The 15,679-nt window shown below is 43.9% G+C and carries 16 protein-coding genes; 11 read left to right on the top strand and 5 right to left on the bottom strand.

Going from position 1 to position 15,679, the window contains the following annotated elements:
• Positions 1–187: 187 nt before the first annotated feature.
• The 5 genes from FIV04_RS00915 to FIV04_RS00895 all read left to right on the top strand — a co-directional run bounded on the left by FIV04_RS00915 (position 188) and on the right by FIV04_RS00895 (position 4,934).
• Positions 188–622 carry a rhodanese-like domain-containing protein gene (locus FIV04_RS00915; protein ID WP_150870387.1) on the top strand — a complete coding sequence of 145 codons (435 nt, stop codon included), beginning with the start codon at positions 188–190 and terminating at the stop codon, positions 620–622.
• A 106-nt stretch (positions 623–728) separates the two neighbouring features.
• On the top strand, positions 729–1,196 hold the full coding sequence (secB, locus tag FIV04_RS00910) for a protein-export chaperone SecB (protein WP_032551186.1): 468 nt from the start codon (positions 729–731) through the stop codon (positions 1,194–1,196).
• Between the two features lie 146 nt (positions 1,197–1,342).
• Positions 1,343–2,407: an NAD(P)H-dependent glycerol-3-phosphate dehydrogenase gene (gene gpsA, locus FIV04_RS00905; protein ID WP_152468013.1), complete on the top strand. Its 1,065-nt coding sequence runs from the start codon at positions 1,343–1,345 to the stop codon at positions 2,405–2,407.
• Positions 2,408–2,610: 203 nt separating this feature from the next.
• Complete coding sequence (gene cysE / locus FIV04_RS00900; RefSeq protein ID WP_032551183.1) at positions 2,611–3,432, top strand: serine O-acetyltransferase; 822 nt, start codon at positions 2,611–2,613, stop codon at positions 3,430–3,432.
• 350 nt (positions 3,433–3,782) lie between these two features.
• Entirely contained in the window at positions 3,783–4,934 is a 1,152-nt protein-coding gene (locus FIV04_RS00895) for a murein hydrolase activator EnvC (protein ID WP_152468012.1), read from the top strand.
• Between the two features lie 279 nt (positions 4,935–5,213).
• Here FIV04_RS00895 and FIV04_RS00890 read toward each other — a convergent pair whose 3' ends face one another.
• Positions 5,214–5,849 (bottom strand): TetR/AcrR family transcriptional regulator, encoded by a 636-nt coding sequence (locus FIV04_RS00890; protein WP_152468011.1) that lies wholly within the window; start codon positions 5,847–5,849, stop codon positions 5,214–5,216.
• A 266-nt stretch (positions 5,850–6,115) separates the two neighbouring features.
• Between FIV04_RS00890 and rfaD the strand changes: the two genes are divergently transcribed.
• Genes rfaD through FIV04_RS27295 form a run of 6 tightly spaced genes read left to right on the top strand, consistent with a single transcriptional unit; the run spans position 6,116 to position 12,112 of the window.
• Positions 6,116–7,057, top strand: a complete 942-nt coding sequence (gene rfaD / locus FIV04_RS00885) for an ADP-glyceromanno-heptose 6-epimerase (protein WP_152468010.1) — start codon at positions 6,116–6,118, stop codon at positions 7,055–7,057.
• A gap of 52 nt (positions 7,058–7,109) precedes the next feature.
• Positions 7,110–8,105, top strand: coding sequence for a lauroyl-Kdo(2)-lipid IV(A) myristoyltransferase (gene lpxM / locus FIV04_RS00880; protein WP_152468009.1), 996 nt, complete (start codon positions 7,110–7,112; stop codon positions 8,103–8,105).
• Positions 8,102–9,160: a lipopolysaccharide heptosyltransferase II gene (gene waaF / locus FIV04_RS00875; protein WP_152468008.1), complete on the top strand. Its 1,059-nt coding sequence runs from the start codon at positions 8,102–8,104 to the stop codon at positions 9,158–9,160. Before lpxM ends, waaF begins: the two co-directional genes overlap by 4 nt.
• Positions 9,154–10,416, top strand: coding sequence for a lipid IV(A) 3-deoxy-D-manno-octulosonic acid transferase (gene waaA, locus FIV04_RS00870; protein ID WP_152468007.1), 1,263 nt, complete (start codon positions 9,154–9,156; stop codon positions 10,414–10,416). Before waaF ends, waaA begins: the two co-directional genes overlap by 7 nt.
• The gene (locus FIV04_RS00865) at positions 10,400–11,398 is read left to right on the top strand and encodes a polysialyltransferase family glycosyltransferase (RefSeq protein ID WP_172974214.1); all 999 of its coding nucleotides are present in this window, start codon (positions 10,400–10,402) and stop codon (positions 11,396–11,398) included. The genes waaA and FIV04_RS00865 overlap by 17 nt, the downstream gene beginning before the upstream one ends.
• 3 nt (positions 11,399–11,401) lie before the next feature.
• Positions 11,402–12,112 (top strand): CatB-related O-acetyltransferase, encoded by a 711-nt coding sequence (locus FIV04_RS27295; protein WP_301339524.1) that lies wholly within the window; start codon positions 11,402–11,404, stop codon positions 12,110–12,112.
• Positions 12,113–12,143: 31 nt separating this feature from the next.
• On the opposite strand, the gene FIV04_RS00855 is transcribed toward FIV04_RS27295, so the two are convergent.
• The 4 genes from FIV04_RS00855 to FIV04_RS00840 are packed head-to-tail and all read right to left on the bottom strand — an operon-like array spanning position 12,144 to position 15,660.
• Positions 12,144–12,917 carry an oxidoreductase gene (locus FIV04_RS00855; protein WP_152468006.1) on the bottom strand — a complete coding sequence of 258 codons (774 nt, stop codon included), beginning with the start codon at positions 12,915–12,917 and terminating at the stop codon, positions 12,144–12,146.
• On the bottom strand, positions 12,917–13,606 hold the full coding sequence (locus FIV04_RS00850; protein WP_152468005.1) for an acylneuraminate cytidylyltransferase family protein: 690 nt from the start codon (positions 13,604–13,606) through the stop codon (positions 12,917–12,919). The genes FIV04_RS00855 and FIV04_RS00850 overlap by 1 nt, the downstream gene beginning before the upstream one ends.
• Positions 13,607–13,614: 8 nt before the next feature.
• Positions 13,615–14,571, bottom strand: a complete 957-nt coding sequence (locus tag FIV04_RS00845; protein ID WP_367618261.1) for a Gfo/Idh/MocA family protein — start codon at positions 14,569–14,571, stop codon at positions 13,615–13,617.
• Positions 14,572–14,598: 27 nt separating this feature from the next.
• Positions 14,599–15,660: a nucleotidyltransferase family protein gene (locus FIV04_RS00840; protein WP_152468003.1), complete on the bottom strand. Its 1,062-nt coding sequence runs from the start codon at positions 15,658–15,660 to the stop codon at positions 14,599–14,601.
• Positions 15,661–15,679: the final 19 nt, after the last annotated feature.

Raw genomic sequence — 15,679 nt, 5'->3', positions numbered from 1 at the left:
GAATAAGTGTGTACAAGTAAATGCATAAATTCTAGACAAAAACTGCTTTATTCCGCGCCTTCACTCACAACCCTCTGCTTCTTCTGTATTCTGTAATCCTTTATCGCTATACTCCAAAACCATATACCAAAGTGACCTCAAGATGCTTGGGTATAGTTTCTAGCCCCAAACGACAAGAGTTTAAAATATGCAAGAGTTAGTACCCTTTATTCAAGAGAATATGATTTTAGCCATCGTATGGATTGGCTTAGTGGTTGCCATCATTATGAATGTCATCAAAACATCGAATGCGGCTTACAAAGAGATCACGGCAGCGCAAACCACACAACTCATGAACCGTGAAAATGGTGTTGTGGTTGATATTCGTACTAAGGATGAATACAAAAAAGGTCATATTACTGACGCACTTCACATTTTGCCTTCAGATATCAAAGCAAATAACTTTGGTAGCCTTGAAAGCCATAAAGCAGACCCAATCATTGTGGTATGTAAAACAGGTCAAACCGCTCAAGAAAGTGCAAACCTACTAGCAAAAGCTGGGTTTGAAAACGTGAGCCTTCTGAAGAATGGCCTAGTTGCTTGGAGTGAAGCGAACCTACCTTTAGTTAAGGGTAAGAAGTAACTCCTAGTAACATTATTAATAACACTGTTATCTATATACTCGTTATTCAGGTTACGTAACCTCATTTTGATTACGGAACCCAATGTAAATTTTTAAGGACAAGAAAATGGCTGAAGCAGCACCTCAAGAAGCACAACAAAACTTCGCAATCCAACGTATCTTCCTAAAAGACGTTTCTTTTGAAGCGCCAAACTCGCCAGATATGTTCCAAAAAGAGTGGAACCCAGATGTAAAACTGGATCTAGACACTCAAAGCCGTGAACTTGGCCAAGGCGTTTACGAAGTAATCCTACGTCTTACTGTAACAGTTAAGAACGCAGAAGAGACAGCATTCCTATGTGAAGTACAACAAGGTGGTATCTTCACTGCAAGCGAAATGGAAGCTGGTCAACTGGCACACTGCCTAGGTGCATTCTGCCCTAACATCCTATTCCCATATGCTCGTGAGACTATCTCTAGCCTAGTGGTTAAAGGTACGTTCCCACAACTGAACCTAGCGCCAGTTAACTTCGACGCTCTGTTCATGAACTACTTACAAAACCAAGCTCAACAAGCTGAAGGTGAGCAAGCTTAAGTTATACAAGGCTTAATGCCACATAAGACTTAATCTAACCGTTTAAAAATGCACAGCGCGACTTATGCGGTGTGCATTTTTTATATTTTCGGTATATTCAGTAGACAGATACCCCTTTCATTTCCTCAAGACTTTCAGGTGGAAGCATGACAGACACAACTCGCACTAATGACATCAGTGACGCTTATGATAGAAAGAGCGTTTATGGCAAAGAGATCGCCATGACAGTGATTGGCGCTGGTTCCTACGGCACTTCGTTAGCGATTTCTCTTGCACGTAATGGTGCCAACATTGTGCTTTGGGGTCACGAACCTGAGCATATGGCTCGCCTAGAAGCTGATCGCGCTAACCATGAGTTCCTGCCAAACATCGACTTTCCAGAAAGCTTGATTATTGAATCAGATCTAGAGAAAGCAGTATCAGCAAGCCGCGACCTGCTTGTTGTTGTTCCAAGCCATGTATTTGGTATTGTACTGAACAGCCTAAAACCTCACCTAAAAGCTGACTCACGTATTTGTTGGGCAACTAAAGGACTAGAGCCAGAAACAGGTCGTCTATTGAAAGACGTTGCAAGCGACGTGCTTGGTGATGGTTACTCATTAGCGGTTCTATCTGGTCCTACATTTGCCAAAGAGCTTGCTGCAGGCATGCCTACTGCTATCTCTGTTGCTTCACCAGACCAAGAATTTGTAAAAGAGCTGCAAGAGAAGATTCACTGTACCCGTACCTTCCGTGTATATGCGAACGATGACTTCATCGGCATGCAACTAGGTGGTGCGGTGAAGAACGTTATCGCGATTGGTGCTGGCATGTCTGATGGTATCGGTTTTGGTGCCAATGCTCGTACTGCACTAATCACTCGTGGCCTAGCTGAAATGAGTCGCTTAGGTGCTGCACTGGGCGCGAAACCAGAAACCTTTATGGGTATGGCTGGCCTGGGTGACTTGGTACTCACCTGTACTGATAACCAATCTCGTAACCGCCGCTTTGGTTTAGCCTTGGGTACCGGCAAAGATGTCGATACCGCACAAGAAGAGATCGGCCAAGTTGTCGAAGGTTACCGCAATACCAAAGAGGTTTGGCTTCTGTCTGAACGTATGGGTGTTGAGATGCCAATTGTTGAACAAATTTATCAAGTGTTGTATCAAGGAAAAGATGCACACTTAGCAGCGCAAGATCTGCTGGCTCGAGATAAGAAATCGGAAGGGTAAGAGCGGATGCGGGATAAGAGTAAACGAGTGGCGAAGAGCTAAAAGACAGATCTCCAACTCGCTCGTTCCTCGCTCTTGAAGATGACATTGATTTTGATTTCGTCATTCCAGAACTGAGGAACGAAGCGTCTGGAATCTAGTTGGTTTTCGTATCCCGAATCTCGATACTCGTATCTGCCCTTCAAAAAATATGGATAGAAAAAATGAAACACTGTGAACAACAAAAAGTCTGGCAATGCATTGTAAAAGAAGCTCGAGAGCAGTCTGAACAAGAGCCTATGCTTGCAAGTTTTTATCATGCGACCATTATCAACCATGACAGTCTCGGTGCTTCGTTAAGTTATATCCTGGCAAACAAACTGAAAACGGCTTCTATGCCAGCTATGGCAGTCCGGGAAGTGGTTGAGCAAGCCTTTGCCGAAGACCAATCAATTATCGATGCTGCGGCTTGCGACATTTGCGCGACCGTGACACGAGACCCGGCAGTAGAGATGTACTCTATGCCTCTGCTATACCTTAAAGGCTACCATGCACTACAAGGTTATCGCGTGGCTAACTGGTTGTGGAAACAGGGTCGCATTGCACTGGCTACATACCTGCAAAACCAAATCTCTGTTGCATGCCAAGTGGATATCCACCCTGCAGCGCGTATTGGTAAAGCGATCATGCTCGACCACGCTACCGGAATCGTGATTGGTGAGACTGCGGTTGTTGAAAACGACGTATCTATCCTGCAAGACGTAACCTTGGGTGGTACCGGTAAAGAAGGCGGTGACCGTCATCCTAAGATCCGCGAAGGCGTAATGATTGGTGCAGGTGCGAAGATCTTAGGCAACATTGAAGTTGGTGAAGGTGCCAAAATCGGTTCTTGTTCTGTGGTTCTACAAGCTGTTCCAGCTCATACCACGGTTGCTGGTGTTCCAGCTAAGATTGTTGGTAAACCGAAAACAGACAAACCATCACTGGATATGGACCAAGGGTTTAATGGACGCTCTCAAAACTTTATTCATGGTGATGGGATATAAGAGCAGATTCGGGATGCGAGTAAGCGAGTGTCGAAGGGATTAAAAGCAGATGAGAGATTCGAGTAGCGGGATGCGAAAGGATCAAGAGCTTAAAGCAGATGCGAGATTCGAATAGCGGGATGCGAACAGAATAAAAGCGGATACGGGACACGAGTATGCGAGTGGTGAGGAGCTAGAAGACAAGAGCAGGTTTGTTCAAATCTTGTACCCCTCATCTCAGCACAGGCTCTTTAGCTCTTCGTATCCCGAATCTCGTTTACTCGTATCTGTTTCTAAAGTATCTGGAATCTATTGTTTAATACGCACATAATAAACGAGCTCCAACGACTAATTAGTAGGCTGTAACTTAGATGACAAAAACTATAAAACAGATTCGCACTTTGAGCTGTGCTCTTTTGTTATCTACTACTTTCGGTATCGCAATCTACCCCATTACTACTCATGCAGCCTCCCAAGGTGAGCTGAAGGGTGTTAAAAGCGAAATCTCTCGTCAGCAAAAAGCCTTATCTTCTCAACAAAAGAAACTGGATAGCTTGCAAGCCAACCTCAAGAAACAAGAGCTCTCGATCGCTTCACTAGAGAAAGGGATCAAGGAAAGTAAGAAACAACTTGCAACTGCTAACGCTAACGTTCAGCAACTCAATAATAAGATTCAAGCGCTTACTACTCAGAAGCAAGTCCATACTCAGAAGCTTGAGCAGCTTATTCAAACTTACTACATGACGCGTCGTGCTAAAGCCTCTTCACACATTCTTAATACAGGTGTCGAAGAAGATCGTATTAGTCATTACTACCAACACTTAGCCAAGGCGCGTACAACAACGATTAAAGCGATTGAACAAACTCAAACCGAGCTTGAAGAGAGCCAACGACTTCGTAAAGCAGAACAAGAGCAAATCGCATCCCTACTCAAACAGCAAACGACCAAGCGCGACCAGCTCGCTAAAACTCAAGCTCAGCGTAAGAAAACGGTTGGTAGCATTAAGAAAAGCATTTCTGGTGATCAAAACTACCTTGCAGAACTGCAACGTAATGAGACTCGTCTAAAAGCAGAAATTGCTAAAGCAGAAAAAGCCGCACGCGAAAGACGCAATGCGGTGCCTATGGATGGCTTAGCAAAACGTAAAGGCAAACTGCCATGGCCAATCAAAGGTAAGGTATTACATAACTACGGCACTCGACAAACCGGTCAAATTAACTGGAAAGGCGTGGTGATTAACGCCAGTTATGGCCAACAGGTCAAATCTGTCTATTCAGGAACCGTAGTATTTGCCGAATACCTGCGTGGCTATGGCTTGGTGGTACTGCTCGACCATGGTAAAGGTGACATGACCTTATACGGCTTTAACCAAGCCCTATTGAAAAAGGAAGGCGATAAGGTAAAAGCCGGCGAAGCCATTGCGCTTGCTGGTGATACTGGCGGTCAGTCTCGCCCATCACTCTACTTTGAGATCCGTAGAAACAGTCAAGCTCAGAATCCTAAGAGTTGGTTGGTTAGGTAGGAGCAGATTCGAGTTACGAGTAAACGAGTGACGGAAAGCCCACGCCATGGGTTCAGCTTTGAGTTAGAAAGTTTTTAAGATTCGTCATTCCAGAATTGAGGAACGAAATGTCTGGAATCTATGTATCAACTTTATCTTAGCCTACCCAAAAAGATTCCCTATCACGCTCGTGCCTCGCTATCAAAAAAGCAGATGCGGGATTCGAGTAAGCGATTGACGAACAGCCATACGATGAAAGCAGCTTTTCGAATCTCGCAACCCGTCACTCGTATCTTTCAACTATCCATTCAACGCTCGAACACCATCTTCCAACAGTGTCAACTGCTCGAAACCTTGAGTGGTTGCGATAGGTTTCACGACTGCAATCATCTGAAGCATGCCTTGGTGAACAACTTGCTCTGTAATCTGTGTTCTTGGAGACATGGCAGATTGATAAGCCAGCCAGCTCGATGCAATAAGGTGCAGAGAAGTCACCATGGATTTCATCTCATCTTCAGAGGCTTTTAACAAGTTCAAATCCACGAATGCACGCATGATCGCGATTAAGTTTGATTGCAAACGCTCTTGTACAGCCATGTAGTCGTTATGCAGCTGCTCGTCGCGAGACAAAATTTCAGGAAGGTTGGCGTAGAAGAAACGGTATTTCCACATCAACGTGAAGATAGAGTCTAAGTAGTGTTTAAGTAGCGTCAAGCTCTCTTGTTGGCCTTGGATTGGGGTAAATCGCTCTAGAAGCTCAACGGAATACAGAGTAAAGATATCACGCACAATTTCTTGCTTGTTGCGGAAGTGGTAGTAAAGGTTACCTGGGCTGATCTCAATATGTTCAGCGATATGGTTGGTGGTGATACTACGCTCGCCGTGCTCATTAAATAGCTCTAGCGCCGCATAAACGATCTTGTCACGTGTCTTCATTTCTATTTCGAATCCCTATCTGTTTAGAGAGTTAGTATATCGCCCCTAAACCGATAGATCGAGCCGTTAACATCTGGTCAGCGAAGCTCAATTCTTATCCAACCTGGTTGTGTTCTCATTCGCTATATAAAACTGCCTATTCAATTAGCCAAAATATGAAGTGTATTTAGGTGGTAACAGGAGAGTAACCTTGGTTTGCACTAGCCCGAATTGTTCATTCCTTGCTATAATCGCGATAGTTTTGTATTCAAAAGAGTAGGTAAAATATGATTATCGTAACTGGTGGTGCTGGCATGATTGGCAGCAATATTGTTAAGGCGCTAAACGAAGCTGGCCACAACGATATCTTGGTCGTCGACAACCTAAAAAATGGTAAGAAGTTCAAAAACCTTGTCGACCTAGACATCACTGATTACATGGATCGTGATGATTTCCTAACTCAAATTATGGCTGGTGACGATTTTGGCCATATCGAAGCGATTTTCCACGAAGGCGCGTGCTCTGCGACAACCGAATGGGATGGCAAGTATATGATGCTTAACAACTACGAGTACTCAAAAGAGCTACTGCATTACTGTGTTGAGCGTCAGATTCCTTTCCTTTATGCCTCTTCTGCCGCTACTTATGGTGAAACCGATACGTTCATTGAAGAAAAAGAGTACGAAGGCGCGCTAAACGTATACGGCTATTCTAAACAGCAGTTCGATAACTACGTTCGTCGCTTGCAAGAAGATGCAGCAGCGCACAACGAAACATTATCGCAAATCACAGGCTTCCGTTACTTCAACGTATACGGCCCTCGTGAAGAACACAAAGGCAGTATGGCTTCGGTGGCTTTCCACCTTAATAACCAAATGAACGCAGGTGAGAATCCAAAGCTATTCGCTGGTAGTGAAACGTTTAAGCGTGACTTTGTGTATGTTGGTGATGTAGCCGCAGTTAACCTTTGGTTCCTAGAGAATGGCGTGTCAGGTATTTTTAACCTAGGTACTGGCAATGCAGAGTCTTTTGAAGAGGTAGCAAAAGCAGTCATCAAGCACCATGGAAAGGGTGAGATTGAGACTATTCCATTCCCAGAACACCTAAAAGGCGCATACCAAGAGTTTACTCAGGCAGATCTGACTAAGCTACGTGCCGCTGGTTGTGATATCGAATTCAAAACCGTTGCCGAAGGTGTTGCAGAATACATGGCCCTGAAGAACAAATAATTATTCTCTTACTGTACAAAAACTAAGAGCATTTAAGAACTGAGAGTTTTCAATGACTGAGAAGCGTAACGACTTCGATGAAAATGCCTACAACCCCACTTTCGAGTGGGGTTTCCTTGCTCCAAAGCACTGGGGAACATGGCTAGTTGTGTTTCTAGGCCTACCTTTGGCCTTAATACCCCATAAGGTAAAACTTAAGCTTGCTACAAAGATTGCCAAGGCATTGATAAAAAGACCGAGTAGAACCATTAACAGCGCTTGGGTGAACTTTGCACTCTGCTTTCCTGAACTATCCAAACAAGAGCGAGAACAGTTATTAGAAAAAACCCTAGTTACTGCTGGCACATTTCTATTAAGTTTCGCTTCCTTGTCATTGCGTAGTCAAAAGTGGTTGGTAAATAATACAACGGTAAACGGATTAGAACACATCCAATCCACACTCGATTCAGGTGACAAAGCTATCCTACTGGTACCCCACTCCTGGGGGATCGATATTCCAGCAGTTTATTTCGCCTCTCAAGGCTTGCCTGTTTCTGCAATGGCTAAACGTCAGAAAAACCCCGTAATGGACTGGCTAATGCATCGTCAGCGTGTTCAATACGGCGGACGAGTGTATGAAAGAGACAATGGCATCAAACCGTTTATCAAATCTGTTAGGGATGGGTATCTAGGTTATTACTTACCCGATCAAGACCACGGTCGAGAACACAGTATTTTTGTTGATTTCTTCAATAATCCAAAAGCGACTTTACCCGGCCTTGGCAAACTATCTAAAGTGAGCCGAGCGAAGATCATTCCAGTGTTCTCTATATTTGATGCTGAGTCAGGTAAGTTTGTTATCGATATTTACCCGCCTTGGGACGATTACCCTTCGAAAGACGAACATCATGACACTCGTCGCATGAATGCGTTTATCGAGCAAGCTGTGATTAAAACACCAGAGCAGTATATGTGGATCCTAAAATTCCTAAATACTCCAGAAGATCCAGAAAGCACCTACTCACCTTACCATGACGCTAAGTTGTGGATTAAGGGTTATACACGATGAAAAAAATATTAATCATTGGTCCATCTTGGGTGGGCGACATGGTGATGTCACAATCACTGTATATCACTTTAAAACAGCAACGCCCTGATGCGGTCATCGATGTGATTGCACCCGGTTGGTGTAAGCCGATTCTCGAGCGTATGCCAGAGGTCAACCAAGCGATTGATATGCCGATTGGTCATGGTGAATTTAACTTTCTCGGTCGTAGAGCAATTGGTAAAACACTGCGTGAAGCTCAATATGATCAAGCTTTCATTTGTCCTAACTCAGCTAAATCAGCCTTGATTCCGTGGTTTGCGGGCATTCCAAAACGCACGGGCTGGAAAGGTGAGATGCGATACGGTTTGTTGAATGACCTGCGCCCAAATAAAAAATCATTCCAATACATGGTTGAGCGCTATGTAGCCCTCGCCCATCCTAAAGCAGAAATGATCGACTCAGGTTCCCTGGGTGGATTAGAGCGGCTACCGAGACCTGCTCTAACTATTTTCAAAGACCAACAGTTAGCTACCGCAGAAAAATTTCAACTTGCTCTAGATGACGCAATTACTGGCCTTTGTCCAGGAGCCGAATTTGGGCCTGCTAAAAAGTGGCCTGAAACGCATTACGCAGAAGTCGCAGCATCGATGAGTAAAGCAGGTAAGCAAGTTTGGCTGTTTGGCTCTCAAAAAGATTTAGAAACGTGTAACAACATTAAGGCTCTTGTTCCTGATGAGCTTCAATCACAAATTCATGTCCTGGCTGGCCAAACAAGCCTAATTGAAGCAGTAGATCTGCTGGGTGCTTGTCAAACTGTGGTTGCAAACGATTCTGGCTTGATGCACGTTGCCGCTGCTGTGGGTTGTAACGTTGTTGCTGTTTACGGCTCAACTTCACCGAAATACACACCGCCACTGGCTGAGAGAGTCGAGATTGTGCATACAGACATTGATTGCCGCCCTTGTTTCCAACGTGAATGTGAATTCAAGCACTTAAAATGCCTAACGGAGCTATCACCTCAACAAGTCATTAATAGCATCCATAAGTTAGAAGCCATTTCGGTAAGCGCATGTTAATTCGGTTTTTCTATACGCTGCTCCTCGCACTTGCCGCCCCTCTACTTCTATTTGGCTTATACAAAAGTAAGCCAAATAAACCCAAGTTCGGCAAGCGCTGGAAAGAGCACTTTGGCATAACACCTAAATTGGCATCAAATCAGCGCCCTATTTGGATTCATGCTGCATCAGTAGGCGAAACCTTAGCTGCAACTCCCCTCATCAAAATAATGAAGCAAAATAATCCTGAGCAAGTAATTGTTGTGACGACAACCACCAGCACAGGGGCAGAGCAGGTGGAAAAGTTGGGAGATTTAGTTAAGCATAGATACATGCCAATTGATTTTGCATTTGCAGTTCGAGGCTTCATCAACGCCGTTAAGCCGGCGAAAATGCTGATCATCGAGACAGAGCTCTGGCCCAACACTCTTGCCACAGTCAGCCGTGCAGGTATTCCAATTACTATCGTAAACGCCCGTTTATCAGAAAAATCACGCGATAACTACGCTAAAATTCAACCATTGTTTAATCAAATTCATCCAGCTTTAGCCTCAGTTTTATGCCAAACTCAATCAGATGCCGATCGGTTTATCTCTTTAGGTACTAATCCAAATAAGGTGACTGTCACTGGATCTATTAAGTTTGATATTTCAATACCTGAAAGTACTCATAAGAAAGCGCAAGAGCTACGCCGCTTACTCGGTGAAAGCAGGCCTATCTGGATAGCCGCTAGTACACATAAAGGGGAAGATGAGCAGATTCTCAAAGCCCATCATGAGTTATTGAAGTCAAACCCAAGAGCGTTGTTAATTCTAGTTCCTCGTCACCCAGAAAGGTTTGATGATGTATTCAACCTTTGCCAAAGCCAGGGCTTCAAAACCACGCGTAGAACTTCGCAAGAGAATGTCGCAACTGATCACCAAGTCTATCTCGGTAATACCATGGGCGAAATGTTAGTGCTTATTGGTGCGGCAGATGTCTGCTTTATGGCGGGGAGTTTAATTGGTAAGAAGGTTGGTGGGCATAACATGTTGGAACCTGCAGCATTAAAGGTTGCAGTGGTGAATGGCCCAAGTTATTACAACTTTAAAGAAATCACCGAAGAGTTGATTGAACACCATGGGATTATTGTTTGCGAGCCAGACGCTATAAGCAAACATGTTCAAGAACTCCTCTCTAACTCAGATATGCGTCAGCACCAAGCAGAGAAAGCTTTAACGGTGGTACAACGTAATCAAGGATCACTTCAACGCACTTTAGATGAGATCAGCCAGTAAGATGAACGTATTTATTGTCACTTCTCCCTTTCAATACCTATGCGCGAATGAAGCCCGTGTTGCTTACCAAACCACGGACAACGTGCTGGTACTGATTGAGCAAGATAATCCAACAGGGCAACGTCAAATGGCGTCGCTATTGAATGAAAATGACTGGCAACACGTGATGCGCTTTCCTCGAAATAAGCGCACAACGGTGACGCCAAAAATCATCAAACAAGTCTTAGCCCTGAGCCAAGGTCAGCTTGATACGCTGTTCTATAGTGAATATTTTGCTTGGCGGAGCAAACTGCTGATCCGCAATCTGCCATTTAAGAAACATGTTTTCTTCGATGATGGAACAATGACATTTTTTGATTACTACGATCATATTGAAACCAAAGCAGAATATCATCGACCTCGTTGGCTGCAAGATCTCCAGCTGCGTTTGCAAGGTATCCAGCCTATAGGTCGATTGGGCTTCTTTGAAAACACTGAAATTTTCTCAATTTTCCATTTTGAAAACTGTATCACGACACTACGAGAAAATAATTTAGCGGTACTGCAAGATCAGATTGAACAGTACTCAGGAAACGCCAAATCGCAAGATGTCTTTATTGGTCAAGGCAGCGTTGATGAACCAGGACGAATCAGTCTCTCTGAATATTTGGATTTAATCCGCGCGGCAATCACTCCGAATCAGCCAGAACCTTTATTGTACATTCCTCATCGAACAGAAGCTGGTCATGTCACTGAGCAGGTAAAAAGTTTAGAGGGCGTACAATATCACATTCCTGATTTACCGATTGAGATTGAACTGATGAAAGCTCAAGTAGAGCCAAAGACCCTCATTGGGCTCTCCTCAACGGCTCTCTATACCTTGTCCAAGATCTACCCTGATGCCAATATCCACCTTATTGCACCAGTGACAGTTGCTCAGGGAGAACGCGATAAGCGTATTGCAAATTATTTGAACAACTACTTTTCATGTTTAAAGGTGTAGATAATGGAATATAACCTCACAGGCGCGGACAAAAGAACACTCGATAAATATGGTTATCTTTTAGCTGACAGAAAAAGAGGTAAGCGTACTTGGAACCCATACCTTGCTTTAAAGACGAGTCAAATGAGAAGGGTTTGTCGTGACCAACATGGGAAATTTAAAGAGGGTTATCGTTATATCTCAGAAAAACTCTTTGGTTTTACTGTAGGTAAATATTCTACGGGCTATGAGCAATTTTGGAGTCAGACTCGATTAATCGAATCAATTGGCGCATTCTGTAATATATCCGCAGACAACGTGACCCTAGCAGGAAATCACCCCTTATCTATGGTTTCCACCAACACGTTTACCTATAGTAAGAAACCTGGTTTTGTAAACGAAAATAAGTCGATCAGCCATATTGCCAATGATAAAAAACTGGTAATTGGCAATGACGTTTGGATAGGTGCGAATGTGATCTTGCTACCTGGAGTGGTGATAGGAGATGGTGCCGTAATCGCAGCAGGGGCCGTTGTGAGCAAAGATGTACCAGCTTACGCGATTGTGGGTGGAGTACCTGCCAAAGTGATCAAATATCGCTTCTCTGAGGAGATTATTAAAGGATTGCTAGATACTCAATGGTGGAGCTGGGATGACGCTAAAATCAAGAGTTACATTCCATATATGAATACACCTGAGCAGTTTTTAGAGCAGCTAAAAACATCCGAACAATAAAAAAGGGCCAAAGGCCCTTTTTTACTTTAAATCAAAGACTAAACCCATCATCTACGACGATATTCTGCCCTGTTACATAACGAGACTGCTCAGAGAGCAAGAAGAGCACAGAACCAACGACCTCTTCTACATCTAGCATACCAGCGCCATGGGTGTTGTTTTTGTAGGCCTCTAAAAATGCGTCTGGTTGATGATCAAAGATCCCACCAGGACTAACACAGTTTATACGGAAACGGCTGTCATTAACGTAGGCTGCAGCGTATTTACTCAAATGCTGAATCGCTGATTTAATCGCGGCATACTCAACTGGCATCGTCATCGGAGTGTTGTCATAAATATCAAACTTCGGAGCGACAACACCATATATCGAGGAAATATTCACTAATGATAATGGATGCTTTGTGCGCTTGAAATAAGCGGCAGCTTGCTGAACAAACAAAAACGCACTGCCTAAATGCAGAGACAGATTGTCATTGAAACTGTCAAAGCTCACATCAAAGAAATGCTTACCGTAGGTTTTGTTTCTTGGATAAGTCGTGTTTACGGCTCCGTCTAACGACGCATTACAACCCTCGAAAAAAGCCTTCACTGAGTGCTCATTAGTCACATCCAGCTCTACTAACGAGAGTGATTCGTTATCCAGCTCAACCCCCACACTCTCTAAACGTTCTTTCGTTGCATCAACATTGATATCGGCAGCAATAACTTTTGCTCCCTGAGCAAGCACAGCAGGAACTAAACGAGATCCCAATAAGCCTCCAGCTCCAGCAATTAATATCGTCTTACTCTTTAGAAGTTCATTCATCACTCTTCACCCATAACAATAGCTTCCGCTAGTTTAAAATCATAAATATCATCGATATCTACGGCTCTTTCCTTCGGTACCTCGATGCTCGTCACTTTGCCACTGAACAGTCCGTAATTATCTAAGACAAAGCGAGGGGTTGTCGCATAAACAACGGTCGTAATATCAAACACTTCTGGTGCATCTTGTCGTCTCGCCACTTCACCGCTTGGCTTATTCACTAATTCAACCAAGCCGTGCTCATCTTTCTTTACCATGTTAAAAAATGGGCTGCGGCTTGCGGGAGTCACGGAAATACAAATATCCGCCGAATCTTTCTGAAGTTGTAGGATTGACGATTCCACGTCTTCAACACTGCGTAAAGGGCTCGTTGCTGGCAGACTAATAAAGTGAGCAAAATCGCCATAGTTGGCTTGTACCCACTCAACAGCATGACGCCATGAAAGCCACTCTGGGCTTGTGTCTGTTGCTAGCTCTTGTGGGCGTTCGATCAATGTTGCACCACAACCCACGGCGACTTTGGCAATGTCGCTATCATCAGTTGAAACAAAAACATCGCTAATCGATGCACAGGCTTTCGCTGTTTCAATCGAATATTGCAATAGGGGTTTACCAGCCAGTGGTTTAATGTTCTTGCCTGGTAAGCCTTTTGAGCCCCCGCGAACAAAAATAAATGCATAGTTTTTCATTGGGTCAACTAGCCTTTCGTTTGAGTTTTAGCATGCTGCTTGATTGTTTCGATTAACTCGACCGTTTTACCAGCCTGTTGAAGGTCGATACAACTATGCTTATTGTCTTTGGTCATATTGATGAAGTCTTGCAACATATTGAGGTACATTTTGTTTTTGTCCCAAGCTAGGTCACTATAAACAGTACTTTCACCAGTATGGTTCGTCTGCTTAACCTCATTTTTAATCAGGTCCCATTCAACCGTACCTTTACTGCCTACAAAGCGACAACGTCGATATGCTTGGCGCTGTAAAAAATCCAAATGAATGTTGATCAAAGTACCACTCTGGGTAGTTGTGACAACATCAACCAAATCTTCTACCTCTAAGCCCAGTTCATCTGAAGAGCGCAAGTGAGCGTATCGTATGGTTAAATCACCAAGAAGCCACTGTGCATAATCTAACTCGTGGCTGAGCTCTAATAGTGCGCCCCCGCCTAGTTCAGCATTAGCAGATACACTGCTTCGATAATCTTTACTCGGGCGCCAATCAGGTAGGTACTGTCCTATTTCAATATACGCATTATAGAGCTCTCCAATTGCCCCCTTGTCTAATAGTGCTTTTACTTCCTGGCTTGAAGGTAAGTAACGTAAGCAATAACCGACAGCAACAGGAGTTTGCGTTTTATCAACAACAGTCTGTAAGTGCTGCACATCTTCAACACGCGTCGTCACTGGTTTTTCAATCAATGTTGGAATACCAGCCTGCAATAACGGGATTGTATGCTCAGCGTGGAAAGGAGCAGGAGATGCAACAATAACAAGTTCCGCACCTGAGCGAATGATCTCGTCAACACCAGAAACGACTTCGTCACAATCAGATACAGGATCTGCTGGAACTCTCCCACTCGCCGACATAGCCAGAAGTCTACACTGAGGAAACAATAGTTTTAAATTTCTTCTATGTCGGGTAGCAATATTACCCAACCCGATAACAGCAACGGTTTTCAAAACTTAGTCCAGCCCTAGTGTATGAATATCTGCTTGTGCGCGATTAAAGTCGTCCATACGACCGATATCCAACCAATACTCATGAATTGGGAACATCAAAACGTTATCACGCTCATTCATATGCTCTTCAAGCAGCGTCGGCATATCCACTCGATGATTTTTAGGTACCGAAGCAATGACTTTAGGTGACACCACATAAATACCCGCGTTGACAAAAAAGCGCTGAACCGGTTTCTCTACCATACTGGTGATTTTGTTGCCTTCGCCATTAATCACGCCGTATGGGATCTGATAGTCATATTCTCTCACGCACATTGTCGCGTCAGCGCCATTATCAACGTGAAAATCAAGAAGACGTTGGAAGTCTACCTTAGTCAGAACATCACCATTCATCATAATCAACGGCAGATCTTTTGGTAAATCCTTAGGTAATAACCCTAATGCTCCGCCTGTACCTAAAGGCTGCTCTTCATGCACATAGGTAACGTTAACGCCCATTTCACTTCCATCACCAAAATGCGCTTGAATTTGCTCTGGCATATAGTGAGTAGAAATGTAGAAGTTAACAAAACCTGCTTTAATAAAACTTCGAATGACGGTTTCTAGGATTGGCTTATTGCCGATATGCAGCATAGGTTTAGGGCACGTATCGGTAAGCGGTTTAAGGCGAGTGCCAAACCCACCAGCCATAATAAATACTGGGTTCTGATGTTTCGGTTGATGCAGTGCTCCATGAAGCGTCTCTAGCCCAACAACTTTGTCACTGGCATCAAGTAATGGAATCGACAATATCCCACGACTTTCCATCAGCTCAATCAACTCTTCTCGAGAAGAGCCTTCAAATGCTGTCGTCGGATTAGTGTTCATCACCTCTGACACAGATTCAGTCAAAGGAAGGTTGTTTAGTAAGCCTCGACGAATGTCACCGTCAGTTACGACACCAAGCAATTCTTGTTCTTCATTTACGACCAACACAACTCGCAACGCTTCATTATTAATGATTTCTAACGCGTCTCGGATAGTGTTATCAGGTTTAATTAGCACGTTATTCCAACAATGACTCATGGCACACCTAGTTTTAATT

It is taken from the genome of Vibrio sp. THAF190c (genome assembly GCF_009363355.1).
GTDB lineage: Bacteria > Pseudomonadota > Gammaproteobacteria > Enterobacterales > Vibrionaceae > Vibrio > Vibrio fortis_A.
This window is presented reverse-complemented; position numbering and strand designations above follow the sequence as displayed.

Excerpts from the sequence above, each read along its gene's own strand:
- FIV04_RS00915 (WP_150870387.1), top strand. The coding sequence starts at position 188 with ATGCAAGAGTTAGTACCCTTTATTCAAGAGAATATGATTTTAGCCATC.
- secB (WP_032551186.1), top strand. The coding sequence starts at position 729 with ATGGCTGAAGCAGCACCTCAAGAAGCACAACAAAACTTCGCAATCCAA.
- gpsA (WP_152468013.1), top strand. The coding sequence starts at position 1,343 with ATGACAGACACAACTCGCACTAATGACATCAGTGACGCTTATGATAGA.
- cysE (WP_032551183.1), top strand. The coding sequence starts at position 2,611 with ATGAAACACTGTGAACAACAAAAAGTCTGGCAATGCATTGTAAAAGAA.
- FIV04_RS00895 (WP_152468012.1), top strand. The coding sequence starts at position 3,783 with ATGACAAAAACTATAAAACAGATTCGCACTTTGAGCTGTGCTCTTTTG.
- FIV04_RS00890 (WP_152468011.1), bottom strand. The coding sequence starts at position 5,849 with ATGAAGACACGTGACAAGATCGTTTATGCGGCGCTAGAGCTATTTAAT.
- rfaD (WP_152468010.1), top strand. The coding sequence starts at position 6,116 with ATGATTATCGTAACTGGTGGTGCTGGCATGATTGGCAGCAATATTGTT.
- lpxM (WP_152468009.1), top strand. The coding sequence starts at position 7,110 with ATGACTGAGAAGCGTAACGACTTCGATGAAAATGCCTACAACCCCACT.
- waaF (WP_152468008.1), top strand. The coding sequence starts at position 8,102 with ATGAAAAAAATATTAATCATTGGTCCATCTTGGGTGGGCGACATGGTG.
- waaA (WP_152468007.1), top strand. The coding sequence starts at position 9,154 with ATGTTAATTCGGTTTTTCTATACGCTGCTCCTCGCACTTGCCGCCCCT.
- FIV04_RS00865 (WP_172974214.1), top strand. The coding sequence starts at position 10,400 with ATGAGATCAGCCAGTAAGATGAACGTATTTATTGTCACTTCTCCCTTT.
- FIV04_RS27295 (WP_301339524.1), top strand. The coding sequence starts at position 11,402 with ATGGAATATAACCTCACAGGCGCGGACAAAAGAACACTCGATAAATAT.
- FIV04_RS00855 (WP_152468006.1), bottom strand. The coding sequence starts at position 12,917 with ATGAATGAACTTCTAAAGAGTAAGACGATATTAATTGCTGGAGCTGGA.
- FIV04_RS00850 (WP_152468005.1), bottom strand. The coding sequence starts at position 13,606 with ATGAAAAACTATGCATTTATTTTTGTTCGCGGGGGCTCAAAAGGCTTA.
- FIV04_RS00840 (WP_152468003.1), bottom strand. The coding sequence starts at position 15,660 with ATGAGTCATTGTTGGAATAACGTGCTAATTAAACCTGATAACACTATC.